At 74.3% G+C, this 23,438-nt stretch carries 25 protein-coding genes; 14 read left to right on the top strand and 11 right to left on the bottom strand.

Annotated elements, in window-relative coordinates:
- Window positions 1-36 precede the first annotated feature (36 nt).
- The 3 genes from ACFSJS_RS25680 (at window position 37) to ACFSJS_RS25670 (ending at window position 3,115) form a co-directional block, all read left to right on the top strand.
- Window positions 37-1,635: an ABC-F family ATP-binding cassette domain-containing protein gene (locus ACFSJS_RS25680; protein ID WP_380904470.1), complete on the top strand. Its 1,599-nt coding sequence runs from the start codon at window positions 37-39 to the stop codon at window positions 1,633-1,635.
- A gap of 376 nt (window positions 1,636-2,011) precedes the next feature.
- Window positions 2,012-2,233: a helix-turn-helix domain-containing protein gene (locus ACFSJS_RS25675; RefSeq protein ID WP_380904468.1), complete on the top strand. Its 222-nt coding sequence runs from the start codon at window positions 2,012-2,014 to the stop codon at window positions 2,231-2,233.
- Window positions 2,234-2,335: 102 nt separating this feature from the next.
- Window positions 2,336-3,115: an enoyl-CoA hydratase/isomerase family protein gene (locus ACFSJS_RS25670; protein WP_380904466.1), complete on the top strand. Its 780-nt coding sequence runs from the start codon at window positions 2,336-2,338 to the stop codon at window positions 3,113-3,115.
- A gap of 84 nt (window positions 3,116-3,199) precedes the next feature.
- Here the strand turns inward: ACFSJS_RS25670 and ACFSJS_RS25665 are convergent, their stop codons facing one another.
- The 3 genes from ACFSJS_RS25665 to ACFSJS_RS25655 form a co-directional block, all read right to left on the bottom strand.
- Window positions 3,200-3,955, bottom strand: coding sequence for an SDR family oxidoreductase (locus tag ACFSJS_RS25665; protein WP_380904464.1), 756 nt, complete (start codon window positions 3,953-3,955; stop codon window positions 3,200-3,202).
- A gap of 5 nt (window positions 3,956-3,960) precedes the next feature.
- Entirely contained in the window at window positions 3,961-4,791 is an 831-nt protein-coding gene (locus tag ACFSJS_RS25660) for an SURF1 family cytochrome oxidase biogenesis protein (protein WP_380904519.1), read from the bottom strand.
- A gap of 90 nt (window positions 4,792-4,881) precedes the next feature.
- Complete coding sequence (locus tag ACFSJS_RS25655) at window positions 4,882-5,883, bottom strand: DEDDh family exonuclease (RefSeq protein ID WP_380904462.1); 1,002 nt, start codon at window positions 5,881-5,883, stop codon at window positions 4,882-4,884.
- 142 nt (window positions 5,884-6,025) lie between these two features.
- On the opposite strand from ACFSJS_RS25655, the gene ACFSJS_RS25650 reads away from it, so the two are divergent.
- Window positions 6,026-6,997 carry a sterol desaturase family protein gene (locus ACFSJS_RS25650; protein ID WP_380904460.1) on the top strand — a complete coding sequence of 324 codons (972 nt, stop codon included), beginning with the start codon at window positions 6,026-6,028 and terminating at the stop codon, window positions 6,995-6,997.
- 47 nt (window positions 6,998-7,044) lie between these two features.
- On the opposite strand, the gene ACFSJS_RS25645 is transcribed toward ACFSJS_RS25650, so the two are convergent.
- The gene (locus ACFSJS_RS25645) at window positions 7,045-8,574 is read right to left on the bottom strand and encodes a S8 family peptidase (protein ID WP_380904458.1); all 1,530 of its coding nucleotides are present in this window, start codon (window positions 8,572-8,574) and stop codon (window positions 7,045-7,047) included.
- Window positions 8,575-8,803: 229 nt separating this feature from the next.
- On the opposite strand from ACFSJS_RS25645, the gene moaA reads away from it, so the two are divergent.
- Window positions 8,804-9,793, top strand: a complete 990-nt coding sequence (gene moaA, locus ACFSJS_RS25640) for a GTP 3',8-cyclase MoaA (RefSeq protein WP_380904517.1) — start codon at window positions 8,804-8,806, stop codon at window positions 9,791-9,793.
- Here moaA and ACFSJS_RS25635 read toward each other — a convergent pair.
- Window positions 9,776-10,069, bottom strand: coding sequence for a hypothetical protein (locus ACFSJS_RS25635; RefSeq protein ID WP_380904515.1), 294 nt, complete (start codon window positions 10,067-10,069; stop codon window positions 9,776-9,778). The two genes, moaA and ACFSJS_RS25635, sit on opposite strands and share 18 nt — an antisense overlap.
- 240 nt (window positions 10,070-10,309) lie before the next feature.
- The gene (locus ACFSJS_RS25630) at window positions 10,310-10,774 is read right to left on the bottom strand and encodes a DUF3099 domain-containing protein (RefSeq protein ID WP_380904456.1); all 465 of its coding nucleotides are present in this window, start codon (window positions 10,772-10,774) and stop codon (window positions 10,310-10,312) included.
- Between the two features lie 220 nt (window positions 10,775-10,994).
- Between ACFSJS_RS25630 and ACFSJS_RS25625 the strand changes: the two genes are divergently transcribed.
- A complete protein-coding gene (locus ACFSJS_RS25625; protein ID WP_380904454.1) occupies window positions 10,995-11,273 on the top strand; it encodes a GlsB/YeaQ/YmgE family stress response membrane protein in 279 nt (92 codons plus the stop codon).
- 98 nt (window positions 11,274-11,371) lie between these two features.
- On the opposite strand, the gene tyrS is transcribed toward ACFSJS_RS25625, so the two are convergent.
- The 3 genes from tyrS to ACFSJS_RS25610 form a co-directional block, all read right to left on the bottom strand.
- Entirely contained in the window at window positions 11,372-12,781 is a 1,410-nt protein-coding gene (gene tyrS, locus ACFSJS_RS25620; protein WP_380904452.1) for a tyrosine--tRNA ligase, read from the bottom strand.
- A gap of 88 nt (window positions 12,782-12,869) precedes the next feature.
- The gene (locus ACFSJS_RS25615; RefSeq protein ID WP_380904450.1) at window positions 12,870-14,270 is read right to left on the bottom strand and encodes a metallopeptidase TldD-related protein; all 1,401 of its coding nucleotides are present in this window, start codon (window positions 14,268-14,270) and stop codon (window positions 12,870-12,872) included.
- Window positions 14,267-15,811, bottom strand: a complete 1,545-nt coding sequence (locus tag ACFSJS_RS25610; protein ID WP_380904448.1) for a TldD/PmbA family protein — start codon at window positions 15,809-15,811, stop codon at window positions 14,267-14,269. Before ACFSJS_RS25610 ends, ACFSJS_RS25615 begins: the two co-directional genes overlap by 4 nt.
- A gap of 242 nt (window positions 15,812-16,053) precedes the next feature.
- Between ACFSJS_RS25610 and ACFSJS_RS25605 the strand changes: the two genes are divergently transcribed.
- From ACFSJS_RS25605 to fabI, 4 genes are all read left to right on the top strand, one after another.
- The gene (locus ACFSJS_RS25605; protein ID WP_380904446.1) at window positions 16,054-16,437 is read left to right on the top strand and encodes a hypothetical protein; all 384 of its coding nucleotides are present in this window, start codon (window positions 16,054-16,056) and stop codon (window positions 16,435-16,437) included.
- A 139-nt stretch (window positions 16,438-16,576) separates the two neighbouring features.
- Window positions 16,577-16,813: a hypothetical protein gene (locus tag ACFSJS_RS25600; RefSeq protein WP_380904444.1), complete on the top strand. Its 237-nt coding sequence runs from the start codon at window positions 16,577-16,579 to the stop codon at window positions 16,811-16,813.
- Window positions 16,814-17,039: 226 nt separating this feature from the next.
- The gene (fabG, locus tag ACFSJS_RS25595) at window positions 17,040-17,744 is read left to right on the top strand and encodes a 3-oxoacyl-[acyl-carrier-protein] reductase (RefSeq protein ID WP_380904442.1); all 705 of its coding nucleotides are present in this window, start codon (window positions 17,040-17,042) and stop codon (window positions 17,742-17,744) included.
- Window positions 17,745-17,749: 5 nt separating this feature from the next.
- Window positions 17,750-18,529 (top strand): enoyl-ACP reductase FabI, encoded by a 780-nt coding sequence (gene fabI / locus ACFSJS_RS25590; RefSeq protein WP_380904440.1) that lies wholly within the window; start codon window positions 17,750-17,752, stop codon window positions 18,527-18,529.
- 81 nt (window positions 18,530-18,610) lie between these two features.
- Here the strand turns inward: fabI and ACFSJS_RS25585 are convergent, their stop codons facing one another.
- Window positions 18,611-19,315, bottom strand: coding sequence for a FadR/GntR family transcriptional regulator (locus ACFSJS_RS25585; protein WP_380904438.1), 705 nt, complete (start codon window positions 19,313-19,315; stop codon window positions 18,611-18,613).
- A 156-nt stretch (window positions 19,316-19,471) separates the two neighbouring features.
- Between ACFSJS_RS25585 and ACFSJS_RS25580 the strand changes: the two genes are divergently transcribed.
- The 4 genes from ACFSJS_RS25580 (at window position 19,472) to ACFSJS_RS25565 (ending at window position 22,006) form a co-directional block, all read left to right on the top strand.
- Window positions 19,472-20,812, top strand: coding sequence for a CynX/NimT family MFS transporter (locus ACFSJS_RS25580; protein WP_380904436.1), 1,341 nt, complete (start codon window positions 19,472-19,474; stop codon window positions 20,810-20,812).
- Window positions 20,813-20,828: 16 nt separating this feature from the next.
- Entirely contained in the window at window positions 20,829-20,945 is a 117-nt protein-coding gene (locus ACFSJS_RS25575; protein ID WP_380904434.1) for an SGM_5486 family transporter-associated protein, read from the top strand.
- A gap of 202 nt (window positions 20,946-21,147) precedes the next feature.
- Window positions 21,148-21,366 (top strand): hypothetical protein, encoded by a 219-nt coding sequence (locus ACFSJS_RS25570; protein ID WP_380904432.1) that lies wholly within the window; start codon window positions 21,148-21,150, stop codon window positions 21,364-21,366.
- A gap of 115 nt (window positions 21,367-21,481) precedes the next feature.
- Window positions 21,482-22,006 carry a SixA phosphatase family protein gene (locus tag ACFSJS_RS25565; RefSeq protein WP_380904430.1) on the top strand — a complete coding sequence of 175 codons (525 nt, stop codon included), beginning with the start codon at window positions 21,482-21,484 and terminating at the stop codon, window positions 22,004-22,006.
- A gap of 73 nt (window positions 22,007-22,079) precedes the next feature.
- Here ACFSJS_RS25565 and serB read toward each other — a convergent pair whose 3' ends face one another.
- Entirely contained in the window at window positions 22,080-23,318 is a 1,239-nt protein-coding gene (gene serB, locus ACFSJS_RS25560) for a phosphoserine phosphatase SerB (RefSeq protein ID WP_380904428.1), read from the bottom strand.
- Between the last annotated feature and the right edge of the window lie 120 nt (window positions 23,319-23,438).

The following is a 23,438-nucleotide window of genomic DNA, read 5'->3' as shown; positions in this document are numbered from 1 at the left end:
GACGTACGTGCGTCCCCCCTGCCCTGGAGTGTTTCCGTGATCACCGCCACCGGACTCGAGCTGCGCGCCGGCGCCCGGGTCCTCATCGAGTCCGCCTCCTTCCGCGTCGCCCGGGGCGACCGCATCGGCCTGGTCGGCCGCAACGGCGCCGGCAAGACCACCCTCACCCGCTGCCTGGCCGGCGAGGGCATCCCCGCCGCCGGGACCATCACCCGCAGCGGCGAGGTCGGCTACCTCCCCCAGGACCCGCGCACCGGGGACCTCGACGCCCTCGCCCGCGACCGCATCCTCTCCGCCCGCGGCCTGGACACCGTGCTGCGCAGGATGCGCGAGAACGAGGACCGCATGGCCAACGGCCAGGGCGCCACCCGCGAGCGGGCCATGAAGAAGTACGAGCGGCTGGAGACGGAGTTCCTCACCAAGGGCGGCTACGCCGCCGAGGCCGAGGCCGCCACGATCGCCGCCAGCCTGGGACTGCCCGACCGCGTGCTCGGCCAGCCGCTCCACACCCTCTCCGGCGGCCAGCGGCGCCGCGTGGAACTGGCCCGGATCCTCTTCTCGGACGCCGACACCCTGCTGCTGGACGAGCCCACCAACCACCTGGACGCCGACTCGATCGTCTGGCTGCGCGACTTCCTGAAGACCTACCGGGGCGGCTTCATCGTCATCTCCCACGACGTCGACCTCGTCGAGACGGTCGTCAACAAGGTCTTCTACCTGGACGCCAACCGGGCCCGCATCGACGTCTACAACATGGGCTGGAAGCAGTACCTGGCCCAGCGCGAGGCGGACGAGAAGCGGCGCAGGCGCGAGCGGGCCAACGCCGAGAAGAAGGCCGCCGCGCTCAACGCCCAGGCCGACAAGATGCGCGCCAAGGCCACCAAGACCGTCGCCGCGCAGAACATGGCCCGCCGCGCCGAGCGGCTGCTGGCCGGCCTGGAGGAGGAGCGGCAGACGGACAAGGTCGCCCGGCTGCGCTTCCCCGACCCGGCGCCCTGCGGGAAGACGCCGCTGATGGCGGAGGGGCTGTCCAAGTCCTACGGTTCGCTGGAGATCTTCACCGATCTGTCGCTGGCCGTCGACAAGGGCTCCCGGGTGGTCATCCTCGGCCTCAACGGCGCCGGCAAGACCACCCTGCTGCGGCTGCTGGCCGGGGTGGAGGAGCCCGACACCGGCCGGGTCGTCGCCGGGCACGGACTGAAGCTGGGCTACTACGCCCAGGAGCACGAGACGCTCGACCCGGACCGCACGGTGCTGGAGAACATGCGCTCGGCCGCGCCCGACATGGACATGGTCGAGGTCCGGAAGGTGCTCGGCTCCTTCCTGTTCTCCGGCGACGACGTGGACAAGCCGGCGGGCGTGCTCTCCGGCGGCGAGAAGACCCGGCTGGCACTGGCCACCCTGGTGGTCTCCTCGGCCAACGTGCTGCTGCTGGACGAGCCCACCAACAACCTCGACCCGGCCAGCCGCGAGGAGATCCTCGGCGCCCTGCGCACCTTCACCGGCGCGGTGGTCCTGGTCACGCACGACGAGGGCGCGGTGGACGCGCTCCAGCCCGAGCGGATCATCCTGCTGCCGGACGGCGTGGAGGACCTGTGGGGCGAGGACTACGCCGACCTCGTGGCGCTCGCCTGAGGCGGTGCGGCCCGTCCGCCGCGCCGCGGCCGCGTCGGCCACACCGTTCCGGATCATTCGGCCGACGGACGCTTGATCCGTCATCTGAGTGAGATCGCCTGGTACCTCGGCGCGGTCGCGCGTCGAGGGCGCGCGCGGTGTGGCACAAGCCTCCCGCGGTGTGGGTTTGAACCGCCGGGAAGCCTTTGACCTGCGCTTTCCGTCGACGGCTTCCTCGCGCGCCGCGCCGGGCCCCGGCGCGGCGCCGCGTGGACCCGCCCCGGTCCCGGCGTCCGGCGGCCGAGGTCGCCCCACGGACCTTGTCGAATGGGTGGCCAGAAAACCGGCAAGGGGTGATCATGAGAGTCCAGAGCGCACTTCCCATGAGGAGGCACGGGTGGCCGAGACTCTGAAGAAGGGCAGCCGGGTGACCGGCGCCGCGCGCGAGAAGCTCGCGGCTGACCTCAAGAAGAAATACGACTCCGGTGCGAGCATCAGGGCGCTGGCCGAGGAAACCGGCCGCTCCTACGGCTTCGTGCACCGGATGCTCAGTGAGTCCGGCGTGACCCTGCGCGGTCGCGGCGGTGCGACACGGGGCAAGAAGAGCACGCCGTCCTGACGGGCGGGGGTGGTCCCGAGCAGACCACCCGGTCGGACACCTGCCCGGCCGGGTGGCTACTCTTCAGTCACTTCTTGACTGCGGAGAGCCCCGGGAGACCTCATGACCCTGCTCGACAAGGACGGCGTACGGCTGGCCGTGGACGGCGCCGTGGCGACGGTCACACTCGTCCGCCCGGACAAGCGCAACGCCCAGACCTTCGCCATGTGGCGCGCCCTGGCCGAGGCCGGACGCCTGCTGCCCGGCGACGTCCGCGTCGCCGTGCTGCGCGGCGAGGGGCCGTCCTTCTCCGCCGGGCTGGACCGGCAGGCCCTCACGCCCCAGGGGTTCGAGGGCGAGCCGTCCTTCGCGGACCTGGCGCGCGGCTCCGACGCCGACCTGGACGCCGCCATCGCCGGCTACCAGGAGGCCTTCACCTGGTGGCGCCGGAACGACGTGGTGAGCATCGCCGCCGTCCAGGGCCACGCCGTGGGCGCCGGATTCCAGCTCGCCCTCGCCTGCGACCTGCGGGTCTGCGCCGACGACGCGCAGTTCGCGATGCGCGAGACCAGCCTCGGGCTCGTCCCCGACCTCACCGGGACGCACCCGCTCGTCTCCCTGGTCGGCTACGCCCGCGCGCTGGAGATCTGCGCGACGGGCCGCTTCGTGCGCGCCGAGGAGGCCGAGCGGATCGGCCTGGCCAACCTGGTGGTACCCGCCGCCGACCTGGAGGCCGCCACCGCCGACCTGGCCGCCGCCCTGCTCGCCGCCCCGCGCGACGCGGTGGTCGAGACCAAGGCGCTGCTGCGGGGCGCGGCGGAGCGCACCTACGACGAGCAGCGCGCGGCCGAGCGCGCGGCACAGGCGCGCAGGCTGCGCGACCTGGCCGGCATCGGCGAGTAGCCCCCGGCCCGGAGCCGTCCGGCCCCGGGCCCCTCCGCTCCCGCCGCGCCGGGCACGGGAGCGGACGGCCGCCCGGCCGGAGGCTCAGAAGCCGTGGCGGGCGCCGCCGTCGACCGGGAGCATCACGCCCGTGACGTAGGAGGCGGCGGGGGAGAGCAGGAACGCCGCCGCCCTGCCGAACTCCTCCGGGGTGCCGTAGCGGCGCAGCGGGATCGCGGCCGAGCTGCGCTCGCGGGCGGCGTCGGCGTCGCCCGACAGGGCGTCCAAGGTGCGCACCCGGTCGGTGTCGATGCGGCCCGGCAGCAGCCCGACGACCCGGATGCCGCGCGGTCCCAGCTCGTTCGCCAGCGACTTGGCGAAGCCGGCCAGCCCCGGCCGCAGCCCGTTGGAGACCGTCAGTCCGGCGATCGGCTCGTGCACCGAACCGGAGAGCACGAAGCCGATGACCCCGCCCTCCGGCAGCCGGGCGGCCGCGGCGCGGGCCAGCCGCACCGCGCCGAGGAAGACCGACTCGAACGACGACTGCCACTGGTCGTCGGTGATGTCCTCGTAGGAGCCGGCCGGCGGACCGCCGACGCTGATCAGGATCCCGTCCAGGCGCCCGTACCGGTCGAGGGCCGCCGCGACCAGGCGGTCGGCCGCGGTCGGATCGGCGTTGTCCGCGGCGATCCCCAGCACGTCCCCGCCCAGCCGGGCGGCGGCCTCGGCCGCCGCCTCCTCGCCGCGGCCGGTGACGACCGCCTTCGCGCCGTCGGCCACCAGCGCGCGGGCGGCGGCGAAGCCCAGCCCCCGGGTGGCGCCGGTGACGATGTACACCCTGTCCTGCAGTCCGAGATCCATGGTGATCAGTGTGCCGGGTGATCGCCCCGGCCGGCAGCCGGGGCGGCCGGAACGGCGGATCCGGCTGCTCCCGCCGCGGTCGCCGCGCCCCCGGCGTCCTCCGCCCCGCCTCCGCCGTCCGCCCGCCCGGCCGCCTCCGCCCGCTCCCGGCGCTCCCGCCGCACCAGGACGGCCCAGCCGACGGGGACGGCCGCGGCGAACAGCCACCACTGGAAGGCGTAGGCCAGGTGTGCGCCGATGCCGCTGTGGTCCGGTTCGGGGAGGGGTTCGGGCTGCTCGCCCGAGGGGCGGGGGGCGGTCTCCTCCAGCGCGACGTAACCGCCGAGGACCGGGCGGCCCAGCTCCTCGGCCATCCGGTCGCTGTCGATGAGCATCACCTGGCGCGGCGGCAGCCCCTCCTTCTCCCGGACGCCGCTGCCCTCGCTCTCGTCGGCCATCAGCCGGCCGGTCACGGTGACCTCGCCCGAGGGGGGCGCGGGCACCTCGGGGAACCGTGTCAGGTCCTCTCCGGCGGGGACCCAGCCGCGGTTGACCAGCACGGCCGTGCCGTCCTCGCGCACCAGCGGGGTGATCACGTGGTAGCCGATGCGCCGGCTGTCGGCGCCGGTCCGCTGGCGCACGACGACCTCCTCATCGGTGTCGTAGACGCCCGTGGCCCGCACGGTGCGGTAGCGGTCGCCGTCGTCCGGGCCGCGGCCGGGAGCGGTCAGCTCGCCCACGGGCACGGCGGGGGCGTCCAGGCTCCGGGCGATCAGCTCGTTGCGGGCCACCCGGTCCTCGTGCCGGTGCAGCTGCCAGAAGCCCAGCCGCACCATCGCCGGGATCAGCAGGAGCATGACGAGGGTGAGGGCCACCCACTGCCGGGAGAGCAGGAAGCGATACGCGGACGGTACGAACGGCACGCTTCGACGGTACCCCGCCGCCCGTCACCGCTCGGGCGCGGGGGCCACGTCCCTCAGCAGCTGGGTGAAGGCCGCCTCGTCGACCACCGGGGTGCCGTAGGCGCGCGCCCTGGCGACCTTGGAGGTGCCGGAGTCGGGGTCGTTGGTGACCAGGAGGCTGGTGAGGCGCGAGACGCTGCCGGAGACGTGGAGGCCGGCCTCGACCGCCCGGTCCTCCAGCAGCTCCCGGTCGATGGAGGTGTCGCCGGAGATCGCCACCCGCATCCCCTGGACCAGGGGACCGCCCGGCTCGTACCGCCCGGGGTTGGGGTACGGGCACGCCGGCCGCCTGCGCGAGGGGCGCCAGCCGGCGGAGCGGGCCCGGGAGCCGCCCGCCGGCCCCGCGGGGGTGACGCTGTCGGTCCACTCGGTGAGCGGCGTGCAGGCCAGCAGGGGCAGGCGTATGCCGCCCCGCGCGGCCAGGTGGAGGCTGGGGCGGAACGCCTCGGCCAGGACCCGGGCGTCGTCCAGCGCGTGGTGCGCCCGGCGCTGCACGACGCCGTAGTGCGCGGCGAGGGACTCCAGCCGGTGGTTGGGCAGGGGCAGCTCCAGCTCCTTGGACAGGGCGATGGTGCACAGCCGCTGCCGCACGGGGGCCACCAGGCGCGCGCGGGCGTACTCGCGCGCGATCATCGACCAGTCGAAGACGGCGTTGTGCGCGACCAGCACCCTGCCCTCCAGCCGCTCGGCGAACTCCCCGGCGATCTCCGGGAAGAGCGGGGCGTCGGCCAGCATCTCGCTCGTCAGCCCGTGTATCCAGGTCGGGCCCGGATCCCGCTGCGGATTGACCGGGGTGTACCAGTGGTCGATCACATCACCCCGGGCGTCCAGCCGGTACACGGCCGCGGAGACGATCCGGTCGTCCCGGGCGAGCCCCGTGGTCTCCACGTCGACCACGGCGTAGCCGTCGGGGTATTCGGTGGGCCATGCCGGGCCGCTGGAGTGCGCTGGGGGCAGCGTTTCGGCCGCCGACTGGTCATCGAGCATGGTTCCAGAGAATACGGGCCCTCACTGACAGCCACACACCGCCGCAGGTCGCCACGGACGCCGCGACTGCTGACGAACCGTCTCGCATACTTGTCGGTAACAGACTCTGGCGGCCCGCTCCGCGCGGCCCTACGGTGCACGCATGCCGAGCGTGCCGAACCTCCCCGACGTCGTGCTGTGGTCCATACCGGCCTTCCTGCTGCTGACGGTACTGGAGGCCGTCGGCCACCGCCTCCACCCCGAGGAGCCCGGCAGCCCCGCGGCCGGGTACGAGGCCAGGGACTCCGCCACCAGCCTCGCCATGGGACTGGGCAGCCTCGCCTTCGACGCCCTGTGGAAGATCCCCGCCGTGGCGGCCTACTCCGCGGTCCACGCGCTGACCCCGCTGCGGATCCCGGTGGAGTGGTGGACGCTGCCGCTGATGCTGCTGGCCCAGGACTTCTTCTACTACTGGTCCCACCGCGGCCACCACGTCGTCCGCATCCTGTGGGCCTGCCACGTGGTGCACCACTCCAGCCGGAAGTTCAACTTCACCACCGCGCTGCGCCAGCCCTGGACGTCCCTGACCACCTGGCCGTTCTACCTGCCGCTGGTCGCCTGCGGCGTGCACCCGGCCGCGCTCGCCTTCTGCTCCTCGGCCAACCTGGTCTACCAGTTCTGGATCCACACCGAGCGCATCGGACGGCTGCCCCGGCCCGTCGAGCTCGTCCTCAACACGCCCTCGCACCACCGCGTCCACCACGCCTCGCAGGGCACCTACCTGGACCGCAACTTCGGCGGCATCCTCATCGTCTGGGACCGGCTCTTCGGGAGCTTCGAGCCCGAGGCCGAGCCGTGCGTCTACGGCCTGACCAAGAACATCGACACCTACAACCCGCTGCGCGTGGCCACCCACGAGTACGTGGCCATCGCCCGGGACCTGCGGGCCGCCCGCGACTGGCGGGAGGGGGCCGGACGGCTGTTCAGGGGCCCCGGCTGGCAGCCCGCGGCAGCCCCGCCCGCCGCGGACCCGGCGGCGCCCTCCTCGCCGGCGGCGCGGGGGACGGGCGGGGCGCAGACGGCGGAAGGGGCCGGACCCGCCGGGCCCGGCCCCTCCGCGTCACCCGCCTCCTGACGGCCGGTCACGCCCTCCGCCCCGCAGGCACCCGGGGCGGGAGGACGTCACTTGACGGCGTCCAGGGCGTCCACGATGCCGTGGCCGTAGAAGCCGTTGACGTTCCGTCCGCCCACGCAGGTGGAGTCCTCGACGCCGTTGCCGTCCGGGTCGTAGGTCTCGGGGCAGCCCGGGTTGTCCGCCTGCGCCTTGAGCATCGCCTGGATCGCCGCCGGGCTCGCCCAGGGGTGCTCGCTCTTCAGCAGCGCGGCCACGCCCGCGACGTGCGGGCTGGCCATCGAGGTGCCCTGCAGGAAGGCGTACGAGTCGTTGGGCATGGTCGACAGGATCCGGCCGTTGCCCGAGGGGGTGTCCGGGATCTGGTAGCGGTCGCCGCCCGGCGCCGCGACGTCGGCGACCCGGTGGCCGTAGCTGGAGTAGTACGACTTCAGGTCCTGCACGCCGGTCGCCGTGACCGTCACCACGCCCGGCAGCTGGGTGGGCAGGTCCAGGCACTCGGCCGGGTCGACGACCCGCTCCACCGGGGTGGTGTCGTTCGGGCTGGAGCCGTCCAGGATCTCGTCGGCGGCGAGGTCGTGGTTGGAGTTGCCCGCCGAGGCGATGTGCAGGGTTCCCTTGCGCTCGGCGTAGCGGGCGGCGCGGCCGACCGCCTCCACGACCGCGCCCTGGTCGGCGTCGTCCTTGCAGTTGTACAGGTACGGGTCGACGTAGTAGCTGTTGTTGGTGATCTCCACGCCCTTGTCGGCCGCGAAGACGAAGGCGCAGACGACGGCCTCCGGGTAGAAGAGGCTGGTGTCCGGCTCGCTCACCTTGATGGAGGCGACCTTGACGCCCGGCGCGACGCCCGCCACACCGACTCCGTTGCGCGCCGCGGCGATGGTGCCCGCGACGTGCGTGCCGTGGTAGTCGCCCTCGGTGTAGGGGCGCCAGGCGCCCTCGCTGGTGTCGGCGACGCCGCCGACGCAGTTCGCCGACTGGCCGGCGGAGAAGTTGGGGGCCAGGTCCGGGTGGGTGTCGTCGACGCCGGTGTCGATGACCGCCACCGTGACCTTGTCGCTGCCCGGGTTGACCTTGGCCGCCTCGTCGGCGCGGATGGCCCGCAGGCCCCACAGGTCGGCCTCCATGGGCTCGGTCCCGTCGGCGGTGGCGGCGGCCGCGGCGGCCTTCTCCGCCACGTACTGCGGCGCTCCGACCTCGGTGGTGCCCGCGGCCCGCAGCGGCGCGGTGCGGGTGGCGCCGGCGGACTCCACGCCGCGCACCTGGCGCATCCGCTCGGCGAAGCCCGGGTCGGCCGAATGGGCGACGATCACGCCGATCCTCTGGTGCGCGACGACGACGGTGCCGCCGGCCCTGGCTATCTCCTTCTTCACCCGGTTGATCGTGCCGGGGTTGGTGGAGGAGGTGTTGACCACGTAGGACAGCTTCTCGCCGTCCGCGGCGGCCCGCGTGACCGCCGGTGCGTCGGTCTGCTGTGCCAGCGCCGTACCGGCACCGGGCAGCAGGGCGAGGGAGGCGGTCAGCGCCAGCCCTGCCGGCACCGCCACGGCGCGGCGTCGGCTGGTGGGTCTCGATGCCATGGGAGCTCCATGTCTGTGTGAACGCAAGGGGTTCCGCAACATCCCGTCCGGTTATCGGTCTCGGCCGTACGGATGTATGACGTGGGAAGCTATCGCTCCTGGCGGCGCGGAGCAACGGCAGGAGACGCCGAGATGAACGGGACGCCCGCACCGGGCCGTGCCCCCGCGGCCCGCCGCCGTCCTCGCGTAGGCTGCCCGGGAGATGTCCATCCGCGGGAGGGCCTTCGGCATGCTTCTGGACACCTACGGCCGGATCGCCACCGATCTGCGCGTATCGCTCACCGACCGCTGCAATCTGCGGTGCACGTACTGCATGCCCGAGGAAGGGCTCCAGTGGCTCGCCAAGCCGGACCTGCTCACGGACGACGAGATCGTCCGCCTGGTGCGGATCGCGGTGACGCTGCTCGGCGTGGAGGAGGTCCGCTTCACCGGGGGCGAGCCCCTGCTGCGCCCCGGACTGGTGGGCATCGTGGAGCGCTGCGCGGCCCTGGAGCCCCGCCCCCGGCTGTCGCTGACCACCAACGGCATCGGGCTGGAGCGCACCGCCGGCGCCCTGCGCGGGGCCGGGCTGGACCGGGTCAACGTCTCCCTCGACACCCTCGACCCGCAGGTGTTCGCACGGATGACCCGCCGCAAGCGGCACGCCGACGTCCTGCGGGGGCTGGCGGCCGCCCGCGAGGCCGGCCTCGCCCCGGTCAAGGTCAACGCCGTGCTGATGCCCGGGCTCAACGACACCGAGGCCCCGGATCTGCTGGCCTGGGCCGTCGAGAACGGCTACGAGCTGCGGTTCATCGAGCAGATGCCGCTCGACGCCCAGCACGGCTGGCGGCGCGAGGGGATGATCACCGCGGGGGACGTCCTGGCCTCGCTGCGCACCCGCTTCACCCTCACCCCCGAGGACGAGGGCAGCCGCGGCTCCGCCCCCGCCGAGCGGTGGCTCGTCGACGGCGGACCGCACCGCGTCGGCGTGATCGCCTCGGTCACCCGGCCCTTCTGCCGCACCTGCGACCGCACCCGGCTCACCGCCGACGGCCAGGTCCGCACCTGCCTGTTCGCCCGCGAGGAGACGGACCTGCGCGGGGCGCTGCGCTCGGGGGCCGGCGACGAGGAGATCGCCGGGCTGTGGAAGGCGGCGATGCTGGGCAAGAAGGCGGGCTCGGGACTGGACGACCCGGCCTTCCTCCAGCCCGACCGCCCGATGTCAGCGATCGGGGGCTGAACCGCGGGGCTCCTGCGCGCCGCCCGGTCCGCCGTCCCCCCGGCCGGGGCCGCGCTGCCGGTCCTCCCACTCGGCCAGGGCCACCACCTCCTTGAGGAAGCCGCGCACCCCCAGGAACTGCGACAGGTGCTCGCGGTGCTCCTCGCAGGCCAGCCAGGTCTTACGGCGCTCGGGGGTGTGCAGCTTGGGATTGTTCCAGGCCAGCACCCACACGGCGGCCGTACGGCAGCCCTTGGCGGAGCAGACGGGCGCGGGACGGGCGGGGGAGTCGGTCACGGGATCGGTCACGGCCCCATCCAAACACGACGACGCCGGGCAGCCACGGGGGGAGCTGCCCGGCGTCGGTCCACCGCTCCGACGGGGGATGCGGAGCGTGTAGGCAGTATGGCACGCACACCCGGTCCCGGGGCACCGAACAGTGCGATTGGCCGCAGGTTTTCCCGCCCCGGCCACCGGGGCGGGCGGGTCACAGGACGGGGCGGCGGGCGACCGGCGGCAGCCGGCCGCGCGGAGGGGTCAGATCCGGTGCCTGTGCCCCGGCCGGGCGCCCTCGCCTCCGTGCTCCGGACCGGCGGTTTCCGCGTCCGGCCCGGGCCCGGTGCCGTCCGGGGCCCGGGGGTCCTGCCGGATCGTGCGCGCACCGGGCGCCGCCGCCCCGTCCCCGGGCTCCCCGGTCCCGCCGGCGGGGCCCAGGGCGTTCCGGGGCGGTGCGGAGAGGCGGGAGTCCGGGGGCGCGGGGGCGTTCTCCCGCCCGGCGTTGGCGATCACCACCGCCACGTACGGCAGGACCGCGCCGAGCACCAGCATCACCACCGCGAGCGGCCGCTGCACGTTCCACAGCACCACCGTGAGCAGGACGGACACGGTACGTACCAGCATCGAGAACACATAGCGGCGCTCCCGGCCGCGGACGTCCTCGGCCAGGCCCTGACGGGCCCCGGTGATCCGGAAGACCTCCGGACCGTGCTGCTTGCGCCTCAACTCCACCACCTGCTCGTACGGCCGGTGCCCGGGGCGTCTCCGCCGGCCTCCCGGCCTTTTCCACAGTACGCCCGGGCTCCGCCGCATACGACGCCGGGTAGAGGGCACCCGGAGCGCCAGGGACGCCTCCCACCCGGACGGGCCACCGGCCGTACGGCGTGGACGTCCCCCGCACCAACCGAACGCGCAGCGCACAACGCGCGCCGCACGAGGAGGCGACATGAGCTGGTTGTGGGCGATCGTCGTGGGTCTGGTCCTGGGTGTCCTGGCCCGCGGCCTGCTCCCCGGCAGGCAGAACATCCCCCTGTGGCTGACGGCCATCTTCGGAATCCTCGGGGCCATGCTGGGCAACACCGCGGCAGGGTGGTTCGGGGTGGAGGACACCGCGGGCATCGACTGGGCCCGGCATCTGCTCCAGCTCGCCGGAGCGATCCTGATCGTCGCGGTGGGCACCCCGCTGTACGCGGCGATCAGGGGCCGGGGCAGGAGGACCGCCTGACAGACGTCCGGCACGGCCCGGCGGAACGGCCGCCGGCGACACGGCGCCGGGACCGGAGCGCACCGGGCCCGGCGCCGCCGGCGGCGCCCCGAACCGGGTCAGACCCCCCTGACCTCGGCGACCTTGCGGCCGGCCTTGAGGTAGACGGTGCCGGAGGCCCCGGCCTCGGCCAGCTTCTCCGGAACCACCTCGCCCAGCGGGCGCAGCGCCTCCGCCTCGGAGAGCACGACCGTCTCCTGGCCCTGTCCGGTCTCCACCACCAGCCGCAGCCCGTTCTGCTTGGCGACGCGGCGGGCGGCGGAGGCCGACGGGGTGAACTCCAGCACCGTCGCCAGGACGGCGGCGATGCCCTTCCCGCCGTGCTCGGCGGCGTCCACCACCGGCAGGCTCCCCACGTCGGCGAAGGACTTCCTCGAGAACTGCGCGGTGAAGCCCGCGCGGGCCGCCATCGCCGCCTCCACCCCGTGGAGCGCGGCGACCACCTCGCCGGCCAGGACCTTCTTCAGGTCCATCGGGTGCAGCGTGCCCTTCTCGATCCGCTCGGCGACCAGGTCGATCTCGGTGTCGGTCCACTCCGTCCAGGCCCGCAGGTACGGCGCCATCAGACGGTCCGGAATCGACATGATCTTGCCGAAGACATCGTCGGCCGAGGCGTTCAGCGCGATGTAGTTCCCCTTGGACTTGGACATCTTCGCGCCCGAGCCGTCCGTGCCCTCGATCAGCGGCATGGTGACGATCATCTGCGGCCGCTGGCCGTAGATCTCCATCACCTTCCGGCCCGTCTGCATGTTCAGCAGCTGGTCCACGCCGCCCAGCTCGACGTCGGCCTCGATCTCGGCGGAGTCGATGGCCATCGCCACCGGGTAGATCAGCTCCGACATCGTCAGGCCGTGCCCGGCCGCCAGCCGGTTGCGGAAGTCCTCCCGCTGGAGCAGCGACGAGGCCGGGACCTGGGCCAGGATGCCGATCAGCTTCGGCAGGGCGATGCGGGCCAGCCACTCGCTGTTGTGCCGGAAGCGCACCCGCTCGAAGTCGAAAAACGGCCTGACCTGGTCCCGGTAGCCGGCCAGGTTGCGGGCGATGTCCTCGTCCGTCAGCGGCGGACGCTCCGAGGAGCGCCCCGAGGGGTCGCCGATCTTCGCCGTGATGTCACCGATGATCAGGGTGACGTCGTGGCCCATCCGCTGGAAGCGGCTCAGGACGATCATCGGGACCGTGTGGCCCAGGTGCACGTCCGCCGCCGTCGGGTCGATGCCCAGCTTGACGGTGAGCCCGCGCCCGGCCTCCCGGGCGGCGCCGATCCGCTCGGCCAGCTCCTCCACCGACGGCAGCACGTCCACCGCCCGCCCGGCGATCAGCTCCGCCTGCTCCCGCGCGGACAGGTCCGTCAGGTCCAGATAGCGGCGGGCGCCCGTCTCCACGAGCAGCCGCTCGACGGTCTCGTCGGAGGAGAGGTCCTGGGCCAGCAGTTCGCCGGCCCGCTGCACGGAGTCGCCGAGGCGTGTCACGTTCGTTCCCGGTGATCGAATCGGATGGTTGGCTGATGTCGGGGTCGGGGTCGGGGTCGGGGCCTGTTCCGGGAAGAGTCTATGCCGCTCACACCCCCCGGCTGACGGAGCTCATGTTGAAGTCCGGCACCCGCAGCGGCGGCATCGCCGCCCGCGTGAACCAGTCCGACCACTCGCGCGGCAGCGTGCGCTCGGTGCGCCCGGCCTCCGCGGCCCGCGACAGCAGGTCCACCGGCGACTCGTTGAACCGGAAGTTGTTCACCGCGCCGGTGACCTCGCCCTTCTCCACCAGGTAGACCCCGTCCCGGGTCAGCCCGGTCAGCAGCAGCGTCGCCGGGTCCACCTCGCGGATGTACCACAGGCAGGTCAGCAGCAGGGCCGGACCGTCGTGGCCGGCGCCCGCGACCATCTCCTCCAGCGAGGCGGTGCCGCCCGCGTCCAGGATCAGGTTGTCGATCCCCGGCGCCACCGGCAGACCCGTCAGCTCCGCCGAGTGCCGTGTGGTCAGCAGGTGCCGCAGCTCTCCGTCGCGCACCCAGTCGGTGGCCGCCAGCGGCAGCCCGTTGTCGAAGACCGAGGCGTCGTCGCCGGAGGAGTGGGCGATCACGAACGGCGCCGCCTCCAGACCGGGCGCGTGCGGATCGCTGCGCAGCGTCAGCGGCAGCCGCGACAGCCGCTCGCCCACCCGGGTGCCGCCGCCGGGCCTGCTGAAGACCGTGCGCCCCTCGGCCGCGTCCCGCCCGGCGGACGACCACAGCTGGTAGATCAGCAGGTCCGCCACGGCGCTCGGCGGCAGCAGCGTCTCGTACCGCCCCGCCGGCAGCTCCACCTGCCGCTCGGCCCACGCCAGGCGCGGCGCCAGCTCGGCGTCCAGCTCCCGCGGGTCGACGTCCGTGAAGTCGCGGGTCGCCCGGCCGGCCCAGGCGGACCGCGTGCCGTCCGGGGACTTGGCGTTGACCTCCAGGGTGCCGGTGGGCTGGTCGTGGCGGAGCCGCAGCCCGGTGGACGTCCCCAGATAGGTGGAGACCGTCTGGTGGTGGGCGAAGCCGTACAGCTCGCGGCCCTCGGCACGGGCCCGGGCGAAGGCCTCGCCCAGCGCCGGGGCGAAGGAGGCGAAGACCGCCGAGGAGGTCTCGGCCGGCGCCTCGGCGAAGTCGGGGGAGGCGGGCACCCCCTCCACCAGGGGCCGGGCGTCCTCGGCCGGGCCGGCGCTGCGCGCCGCCTCCTCGGCGGCCCGCACCAGCGGCTCGACGTCCGCGGCGGTGACGGCCGAGCGGGAGACCACTCCGGACGCCGTCCCCCGGGCACCGCCGACGGTGGCGATGACGGTGAGGGTGCGGCCGCGGGTGACGCCGTTGGTCGTCAGTGTGTTGCCAGCCCACCGCAGGTTGGCGGTGGACTCCTCGTCGGCGATGGCCACGCAGCCGTCGGCCCGCGACAGTTCCAGGGCACGCTCGACGATCTCGTGGGGTGCGGTGGAGCGGGTCATCGGCCGGCCTCCTGGGCGGTGTTGAGGATGGTGACGCCGCGGAAGAGCGCGGAGGGGCAGCCGTGCGAGACGGCCGCGACCTGGCCCGGCTGGGCCTTGCCGCAGTTGAACGCGCCGCCGAGCACGTACGTCTGCGGCCCGCCGACGGCCTCCATCGAGCCCCAGAAGTCGGTGGTGGTCGCCTGGTAGGCCACGTCCCGCAGCTGCCCGGCGAGCCGCCCGCCCTCGATCCGGAAGAACCGCTGGCCGGTGAACTGGAAGTTGTGGCGCTGCATGTCGATCGACCACGAGCGGTCGCCGACCACGTAGATCCCCCGCTCCACGCGCGAGATCAGCTCCTCGGTGGACGGCCCGTCCGGGGCCGGCTGCAGGGAGACGTTCGCCATGCGCTGCACGGGCACGTGGGCGGGGGAGTCGGCGAAGGCGCAGCCGTTGGAGCGGCCCAGCCCGGTCAGCTTCGCGATCCGCCGGTCGAGCTGGTAGCCGACCAGGACGCCGTCCCTGATCAGGTCCCAGGACTGGGCCGCCACACCCTCGTCGTCGTAGCCGACCGTCGCCAGACCGTGCTCGACGGTGCGGTCGCCGGTGACGTTCATGACCGGCGAGCCGTACCGCAGCGTGCCCAGCTTGTCGAAGGTGGCGAAGGAGGTGCCCGCGTACGCCGCCTCGTAGCCCAGGGCCCGGTCCAGCTCGGTGGCGTGGCCGATGGACTCGTGGATGGTCAGCCACAGGTTGGACGGGTCGATCACCAGGTCGTAACCGCCCGGCTCGACACCGGGGGCGCGCATCTTCTCGGCCAGCAGCCCGGGGATGCGCTCCAGCTCGCCGTCCCAGTCCCAGCCGGTGCCCGTCAGGTACTCCCAGCCCCGCCCGACCGGCGGCGCCAGGGTGCGCATCGAGTCGAACTCGCCGGAGTCGGCGACCGACACGGCCGTCAGCTCCGGGTGCAGCCGCACCCGCTGCTGGGTGGTGACGGTGCCCGCGGTGTCGGCGTAGAACTTGTTCTCCCGCACGGCCAGCAGCGAGGCGTCCACATGCGACACCCCGTCGGCGGCCAGCAGCCGCTCGCTCCACTGCGCCAGCAGCCCCGTCTTCTCGGCGTCCGGGACGGAGAACGGGTCGACCTCGTAGGACGAGACCCAGGTGCGCTCGCCGTGCACCGGCTCCTCGGCCAGCTCCACCCGCTCGTCGGAGCCGGCCGCCTCCATCACCTTCGCCGACAGCTTCGCCATCTCCACGGCCCGGCTCGCCACCTTCGCGGCGGCGTCCATCGTCAGGTCCACCCCGGAGGCGAAGCCCCAGGCACCGCCGTGCACCACCCGTACCGCGTACCCGGCGTCGGTGGTGTCCGAGGACCCGGACGGCCTGGCGTCCCGCAGCCGCCACGAGGCGCTGCGGATCCGCTCCAGGCGGAAGTCGGCGTGCTCGGCCCCCAGCGCCCTGGCCCGCGCGAGCGCCGCGTCGGCCAGCGCGCGCAGCGGCAGCGCCAGGAAGGACTCGTCGATCCGGTGCGCCACGGACGCTCCTCCTTGTCGATGCATGACGCGAAGTCAACCACGTCCCGCCGACGGGACGGGGTACGCCTTCCACAGGCGGACGCGGCCCGCCCGGCGGGGCCGCGGGACACCGGTCGGTCCGAGGGGGCGGGAAGCGGGCGACGCGGACCGGCCGGGTTTCCCCTGGCCCTGGCTGCTGCCGTCCCTGGCCCTCCTGCTGCGCCTGGCGGCCTGGGGGACCGGGGTCCACCCGCATCCGCCCGGGCGGGTCGCACCCGCCCGGGCGGGTGCCGCAGCACCTGGGGGCGGACGGCGCCGACGCCTGGACGGACAAGTCCGCCGGGGCCGTCTTCCTGCCGGTGCTCCTGCACGCCGGGACCACCGCACTGACGGCGGGCGCCGCCGCGATGACGCTGCGGATGCGCCCTGCCGCCGAGCTCGCCCCGCAGGAGAGGGGCCCCAGCCCGGTCAACCGGCCCGCCACCCGAGCGTCGGCGCTGCGGATCGCCAGGGCGACGCTGCTGCTCGGCTTCTGCATCGGCCTGAGCGCCGCCGCGACCTGCACCGTGATGTTGGAGTACCGATCCCGCCCCCCCCGTCCCCGGCCGGCTGCTGCCCGCCTCCCCGGCGCCCACCGCCGCCGGCACGGCGGCGGGAAGCGGGCGGGGTGACCGGACGGCCGGTCCCGCCGGGGCGTTCCGGGCGCTCCGGGTGTTCCCCGGGCGGGACGGGGTACCCGTGCTCCGCCGGTTTCCGCGGCTCCCTGCGGCCCCCGCGGCCGAGCCGCCGGCGCGAAGGAGGACGACGGACATGAGCGACTACTCCGGTCCCTACGGCGTCGACCACGACCCGTCCGAGATGGCGACCGGCGCAGACCGGGCGAAGGAGCGGAAGGGCGAGGACGACCGGAAGCGGGCCGCGGACGAGGAGCGGGCCGCGCAGGCGGGGCGCGAGCGTCCCGGAGACGAGGGGGAGGGCGAGGACAGCGGCGAGCAGGGCAGGTTCCGGGGCGCCGGCGGCGCGCCCGTCACCGAGACGCCGGACTGAGGCGCCGGAGCCGGGGTGAGGCGGCCGGGAGGAGCGGCCGGCCGGGAGGCGTGACCGGCCCGGCCGGCCGCCCGCCGCGCACCCGTCCGCGCCCGGTGGCGGGCGCGGGCCTGTAGGAATCCCACAGCGCCGCGGCAGAGCCCCTGTCGGTGCCCCGTTCCCCGGGGCGGGCCGCCGGGCGATAGTTTCTCCGGGAGTACCCGCTCCCTACGAAAGGGATTCCCCCTTGAGCCGCTCGGTTCTCGTCACCGGAGGCAACCGCGGCATCGGCCTCGCCATCGCCCGCGCTTTCGCCGACGCAGGAGACAAGGTCGCCGTCACCTACCGCTCCGGCGAGCCCCCGGAGGGCTTCTCCGCCGTCAAGTGCGACATCACCGACCCGGAGCAGGTGGAGCAGGCCTACAAGGAGGTCGAGGAGCGGCAGGGCCCGGTCCAGGTGCTGGTCGCCAACGCCGGCGTCACCCGCGACCAGCTGCTGCTGCGGATGTCGGAGGAGGACTTCACCTCCGTCCTGGAGACCAACCTCACCGGCACCTTCCGGGTCGTCAAGCGCGCCGCCAAGGGCATGCTCCGCGCCCGCGCGGGCCGCATCGTGCTGATCTCCTCCGTCGTCGGGCTGCTGGGTTCGGCGGGCCAGGCCAACTACGCCGCCTCCAAGGCGGGCCTGGTGGGCTTCGCCCGCTCGCTCGCCCGGGAGCTGGGTTCCCGCAACATCACCTGCAACGTGGTCGCGCCGGGGTTCGTGGACACCGACATGACGCGCGCGCTCAGCGACGAGCAGCGCGAGAAGATCGTCGGGCAGGTCCCGCTGGGCCGGTACGCCTCCCCCGAGGAGATCGCCTCCTCGGTGCGTTTCCTGGCCTCGGAGGAGGCCGCGTACATCACCGGAGCCGTCATTCCCGTGGACGGCGGATTGGGTATGGGTCACTGAACGCCATGAGTGGACTTCTCGCCGGAAAGCGCATCCTCGTCACCGGGGTGCTCACCGACTCCTCCATCGCCTTCCACGTCGCCAGGCTCGCCCAGGAGGAGGGCGCCGAGGTCGTCCTCACCGGCTTCGGGCGGCTGACGCTGGTGCAGCGGATCGCCAGGCGGCTGCCGAAGGAGGCGCCGGTGATCGAACTGGACGTGCAGAACCAGGAGCACCTGGACACCCTGGCCGGCAAGGTCGCCGAGCACCTCGGCGAGGGCGTCGGGCTGGACGGCGTGGTGCACTCCATCGGCTTCGCGCCGCAGGACGCGCTCGGCGGAAACTTCCTCAACACCGGCTGGGAGTCGGTCGCCACGGCGGTCGAGGTCTCCGCGTACTCGCTGAAGTCCCTGACGATGGCCCTGCTGCCGCTGTTGGAGAAGCGCGGCGGCTCGGTGGTGGGCATGGACTTCGACGCGCAGGTGGCCTGGCCCAAGTACGACTGGATGGGCGTGGCCAAGGCCGCCCTGGAGGCCACGTCCCGCTACCTCGCCCGCGACCTGGGGCACAAGGGCATCCGCTGCAACCTGGTCTCCGCCGGGCCCATCAAGTCCATGGCGGCCAAGTCCATCCCGGGCTTCGAGGAGCTGGCGGACGTGTGGAACACCCGCGCCCCCATCGGCTGGGACCTCACCGACCCCGAGCCCGCCGCGCGCGGTGTGGTGGCCCTGCTCTCGGACTGGTTCCCCAAGACGACGGGCGAGATCGTCCACGTGGACGGCGGCGTCCACATGATGGGCGCCTGAGCGTCCGCCGCCTCCGCGCCGCGGCCCCCGGCTCCGTCCGCACGGAGCCGGGGGCCGCGGCGTTCCGCCGGCGCGGGCGGCTCAGCCGGTGCTCCCGCCGCGGTCCCCGCCCGCCGTGGAGCCGCCGCGGCAGGTCCGGGCGTAGGAGCCGGCCTCGTGCGCCGCCGCCTCCGCGTCGCGGGCGGCGATCGCCGCCACCAGGCGCCCGTGGTCCATGTACTCCTCGGGGCGCAGCTCCTCGCCGACGCCGTGGCGGAGGAAGGCGCGCAGGACCGCGCCCAGGTCCGCGTAGAGCGCTGTGAGCACCTCGTTGTGGGAGGCCCGCACGATCGCCAGGTGCAGCGTGGCGTCCGCCTCCACGAACCGCTCCACCTCGCCGGTCCCCCAGGCGGCCTCGCGCCGCCGCAGCAGGGTCCGCAGCTGGCGCAGGTCCTGCTCGGTGCGGCGGTGCGCGGCCAGCCGGGCGGCCTCCGCCTCCAGCACCGAGCGCAGCTCGGCGACGTGCTGTGGGTCGGCGTCCGCGAAGCGCCGGTGCATCACCCCGGCCAGTTCGCTGGTGGCCACGACGTAGGTGCCCGAGCCCTGCCGGATGTCCAGCAGCCCGTTGTGGGCGAGGGCGCGCACGGCCTCGCGCACGGTGTTGCGGGCCACGCCGAGCTGCTCCACCAGCTCCGGCTCGGTCGGGATGCGGGAGCCCACCGGCCACTCGCCGGAGGTGATCTGGTCGCGCAGCGCCTCGATCACCTGGTCGGCCAGGGCGGAACGGCGGGGCGAGGTCAGGGGCATGGCACTTCCCTGTTCGGCTTCGGCGGACACCGCGGGTGCGGTGGTGCGGGCGGTACGGAGGACATGGTGGTACGGCGGGCGCGGTGCGCGGGACGGAAGGCGGGAGGAGGCACCCGAGTCGGCCCCGATTCATCCAATGATTCTATGATGTTCCCCATGGCTGACGACCTCACTGCCGCCACCACCGTCCGGCGGACCGGCGAGAACGCCCCGGACAGCGTAGGCACCGCCCCCGGCGGGACCGCGGCCCCGGCGGTCCCCCGCCGGCTGTGGTGGCTGCCGGCCCTGGGCCTGGTCCTGGTCGCCTTCAACCTCCGCCCCGCCATCACCGGGCTCGGGCCGCTGCTGGCCGAGGTCCGCTCGGCCCTGGGCATGAGCGGCACCGTCGCCGGACTGCTGACCTCGGCCCCGGCCCTGTGCTTCGCCGTCTTCGGCAGCGCCGCGCCCCGGCTGGCCCGCAGGTGGGGCGCGGCCGCCGTCGTGCTGGCCGGGACGGCCGCCGTCACCGCCGGCCTGGCCCTGCGCCCCCTGGCGGGCGGCACCGGGGGGTTCCTGGCCGCCAGCGCCCTGGCCCTGGCGGGTATCGCGGCCTGCAACGTCCTGCTGCCCGTGATCGTCAGGCAGCGCTTCCCGGGCCGCACCGGGACGATGACCGGCCTGTACTCCATGGCCCTCTCCCTGGGTACCGCGTCCGCCGCCGCCCTCACCGTCCCGGTGACCGAGGCGCTGGGCGGCGACTGGCGGCCGGGGCTGGGGATGTGGGCGCTGCCCGGGGCGCTGGCGCTGCTGGTGTGGCTGCCCGCCGTGCGCGGGACCCGCCGCGCCGCCTCCCCCGGAGCGGGAGGTCCGGGCCGCTCCGGGAAGCGCGGGGGCCGCGGCGGGTACGGCGGACGCGCCGGCGACGAGGCGGAGCCCGGCATCCGCATCACCCGCTCCGCCACCGCCTGGACGCTCGGGATCTTCTTCGGCTTCCAGTCCACCGCCGCCTACATCACCATGGGCTGGCTGCCGCAGATCTTCCGCGACGCCGGCGTCCCCGCCTCCACCGCCGGACTGCTCCTCGCCGTGACCATGGGCCTGAGCATCCCCCTCTCCTTCCTCCTGCCGCGGATCGCCGCCCGGCTCGGCCACCAGGGGCCCCTCGCCGCCGTCCTCGCCCTGTGCGGGCTGGGCGGGTACGCCGGGCTGTGGTTCGCCCCGGCGCAGGGCGCCTGGGTCTGGGTCGTGCTGCTGGGCGTCTCCAACGGGGCCTTCCCCCTCGCCCTCACCCTGATCGGCATGCGGGCGCGCACCGGCGCCGGGGTCGTCAGGCTCTCCGCCTTCGCCCAGGGCACCGGCTACCTCATCTCCGTCCCCGGGCCGCTGCTGGTCGGCTCCCTCCACCAGCACACCGGAGGCTGGCACGCGCCGCTGGCCCTGATGGCGGCCCTGATGGCCGCCCAGCTCGCGGTCGGGCTGCTGGCGGGCCGGAACCGGTACGTCGAGGACGGGGGCTGAGTGCGACACTGGGCGCATGCCAGTGCTCGAACCCGACCCGCCCAACGGCCAGAAGAAGCTGCTCATCGTCCTCGGGGCGATGCTCGGTGTCACGATCGTCATCGGAATCTTCGCCTCCGTCATCGCTCCCTGACCGCCGTCTGACCGCCGTCCCCTGACCGCCGTCCCGCCGGGCGGCGACCCCGCCCGGCCCGTGGTGGGGTTGTCCCCACCGTCCCCTAGGGGGCGGGGCTCAGGGAGCAATGGGTGGATCACCGGATGGGAACGCCGCCTCCGGCCCCGTAGCGTCACAGGCGACAGGCCAGGAGCTGCGGAAGACGACGGAGGCGAGCCCGATGACGGCCCACGCACCCACCCGGTCCCCCCGGTCCGCCAGGCGGGCGGCGGGCGGCGGTGCCGACGCCCGGCTCCCCTGGTGGGCGGTGGCGCTGCCCGCGGTCGTCTTCGCCGTGCTGCTCTCCCTGCTCGTCGGCGGCGGCGAGGCGCAGGCCGCCGGGTCGCCGCACCACCTCGGCCGGCTCCTGGAGTACCTCCGGCAACTGCTGTCCGGGTGACCCGCCCACCGGCCCGCGCCCCGGGCCGCAGGCGTGTACGGCCCCCGCGTCACCCGGTGGGGGAGGGTCCCCAACTCCCCGAGCCGCAGGCCGCCATTCGTGCGAAGCTGGACGCATGAGCGTCGATGTGCCCCGCAGGATCGTCATCCTCCGACACGCCAAAGCCGACTGGCCCCCCCAGGTGGCGGACCACGACAGGCCGCTCGCGGAACGGGGACGCAAGGACGCCCCGGTCGCCGGCCGCTGGCTCGCCGCGAGCGGCATCCTCCCCCAGCTCGCCCTCTGCTCCACCGCCACCCGCACCCGCGAGACCTGGAAGCTGGTCGCCCACGAGCTCCCGGAGCGGCCGAGGACGGTGTACGAGGAGCGGCTCTACGAAGCCGTGCCCGGCCAGTTGATCGAGGTGGTCAACGAGGCCCCGGACGACGTGCGGGACCTGGTGCTCATCGGCCACAACCCCGGGATGCACGCGCTGGCCGACGCCCTGGCGGGCGAGGCCGAGCAGGAGGCCAGGAGCCGTCTGGACCGCGTCGGGTTCCCCACCTCGGCCATAGCCGTGGTCTCCTTCACCGGCTCCTGGAAGTCCGTCGAACTCGGCGCCGGCCGCCTGGAGGCGCACTGGGCGCCGCACGACGAGTAGCGGGGCGGGCGGAACCGCCGCGCACGGGCGGGACGGGCCGCGGCGGGTGCCCCGGCCCGTGCGCGCGGGCCGGTCACGGCCGGTCGGCGTCGGCCGCCTCGACCTCCTCGCGCGTGATGCCCAGCAGGTAGAGCACGGTGTCCAGGAACGGCACGTTCACCGCCGTGTGCGCCGCCTCCTGGACCACCGGCTTGGCGTTGAACGCCACACCGAGCCCGGCGGTGTTGAGCATGTCCAGGTCGTTGGCGCCGTCGCCGATCGCCACGGTCTGCGCGAGCGGCACCCCGGCCTCCTCGGCGAAGCGGCGCAGCAGCCGCGCCTTGCCCGCCCGGTCCACGACGTCGCCCACGACCCGGCCGGTCAGCCTGCCGTCGACGATCTCCAGGGTGTTGGCCGAGGCGAAGTCCAGTCCCAGCCTCTCCCTCAGGTCGTCGGTGACCTGCGTGAACCCGCCCGAGACCACGCCCACCTGGTAGCCCAGGCGCTTGAGGGTGCGGATCAGGGTGCGGGCGCCGGGCGTGAGCCGGACCTCGGAGCGCACCTTGTCCACGACCGACTCGTCCAATCCCTCCAGCAGCGCCACCCGGGCGTGCAGGGACTGCTCGAAGTCCAGCTCGCCGCGCATCGCGGCGGCGGTCACCTCGGCGACCTGCTCCTCGCAGCCCGCGTGCGCCGCGAACAGCTCGATCACCTCGTCCTGGATGAGGGTGGAGTCCACGTCCATCACCACCAGGCGCTGCGCCCTGCGGTGCAGCCCGGCGGAGACCACGGCGACATCCACGCCCAGGGCCGCGGCCTCGGGCGCCAGGGCGGTGCGCAGCGCCTCGGTCTCCGTGCCCGAGACGGCGAACTCCACCGCCGTCACCGGGTACTTCGCCAGCCGGAAGATCCGGTCGATGTTGCCGCCCACCCCGGTGATCCGGGAGGCGACGGCGGACGTCGCCTCGGCCGTCAGCGGGTTGCCCAGCACGGTGACGTGGGAGCGGCCGGTGCCGCGCGGCCGGTTGTCGCCCCGGCCGGAGATGATCTCGGCCTGGAGCCGCAGGGACTCCGCCCAGGAGTGCACGGTCGCCCGCAGCTCCCCCTCGGCGCCGCTCCCGGAGGGGGTGGTGACCAGGGCGCACAGGGTGATCCGGCCCCGGGTGACGACCTGCTCGATGTCTATGACGTCCAGGGAGTAGGCGGCCAGCGTCTCGAAGAGACCTGCGGTGAGCCCCGGCCGGTCCTTGCCGAAGATCTTCACCAGGAGGGTGGGGGCGTCCTCGCCGGCGGTGGCGCCGGGGACGGGCGTCGGGGTCTGCGAAGCGCTCATGATGATCCCTACGGTATCGAGCACCGGGGCGGTCCCGTACGCACGTCCGTACCCCGGACAGGCCCCTCCAGACCGGCGCGGGCCACCGGGCCGGTCCGCGCGCCCGCCCCCCTCGCACGG

Source organism: Streptomyces desertarenae (assembly GCF_042681365.1).
Classification (GTDB): domain Bacteria; phylum Actinomycetota; class Actinomycetes; order Streptomycetales; family Streptomycetaceae; genus Streptomyces; species Streptomyces desertarenae.
The sequence above is the reverse complement of the archived record's forward strand: the minus strand, read 5'-3'. Positions and strand labels throughout refer to the sequence as shown.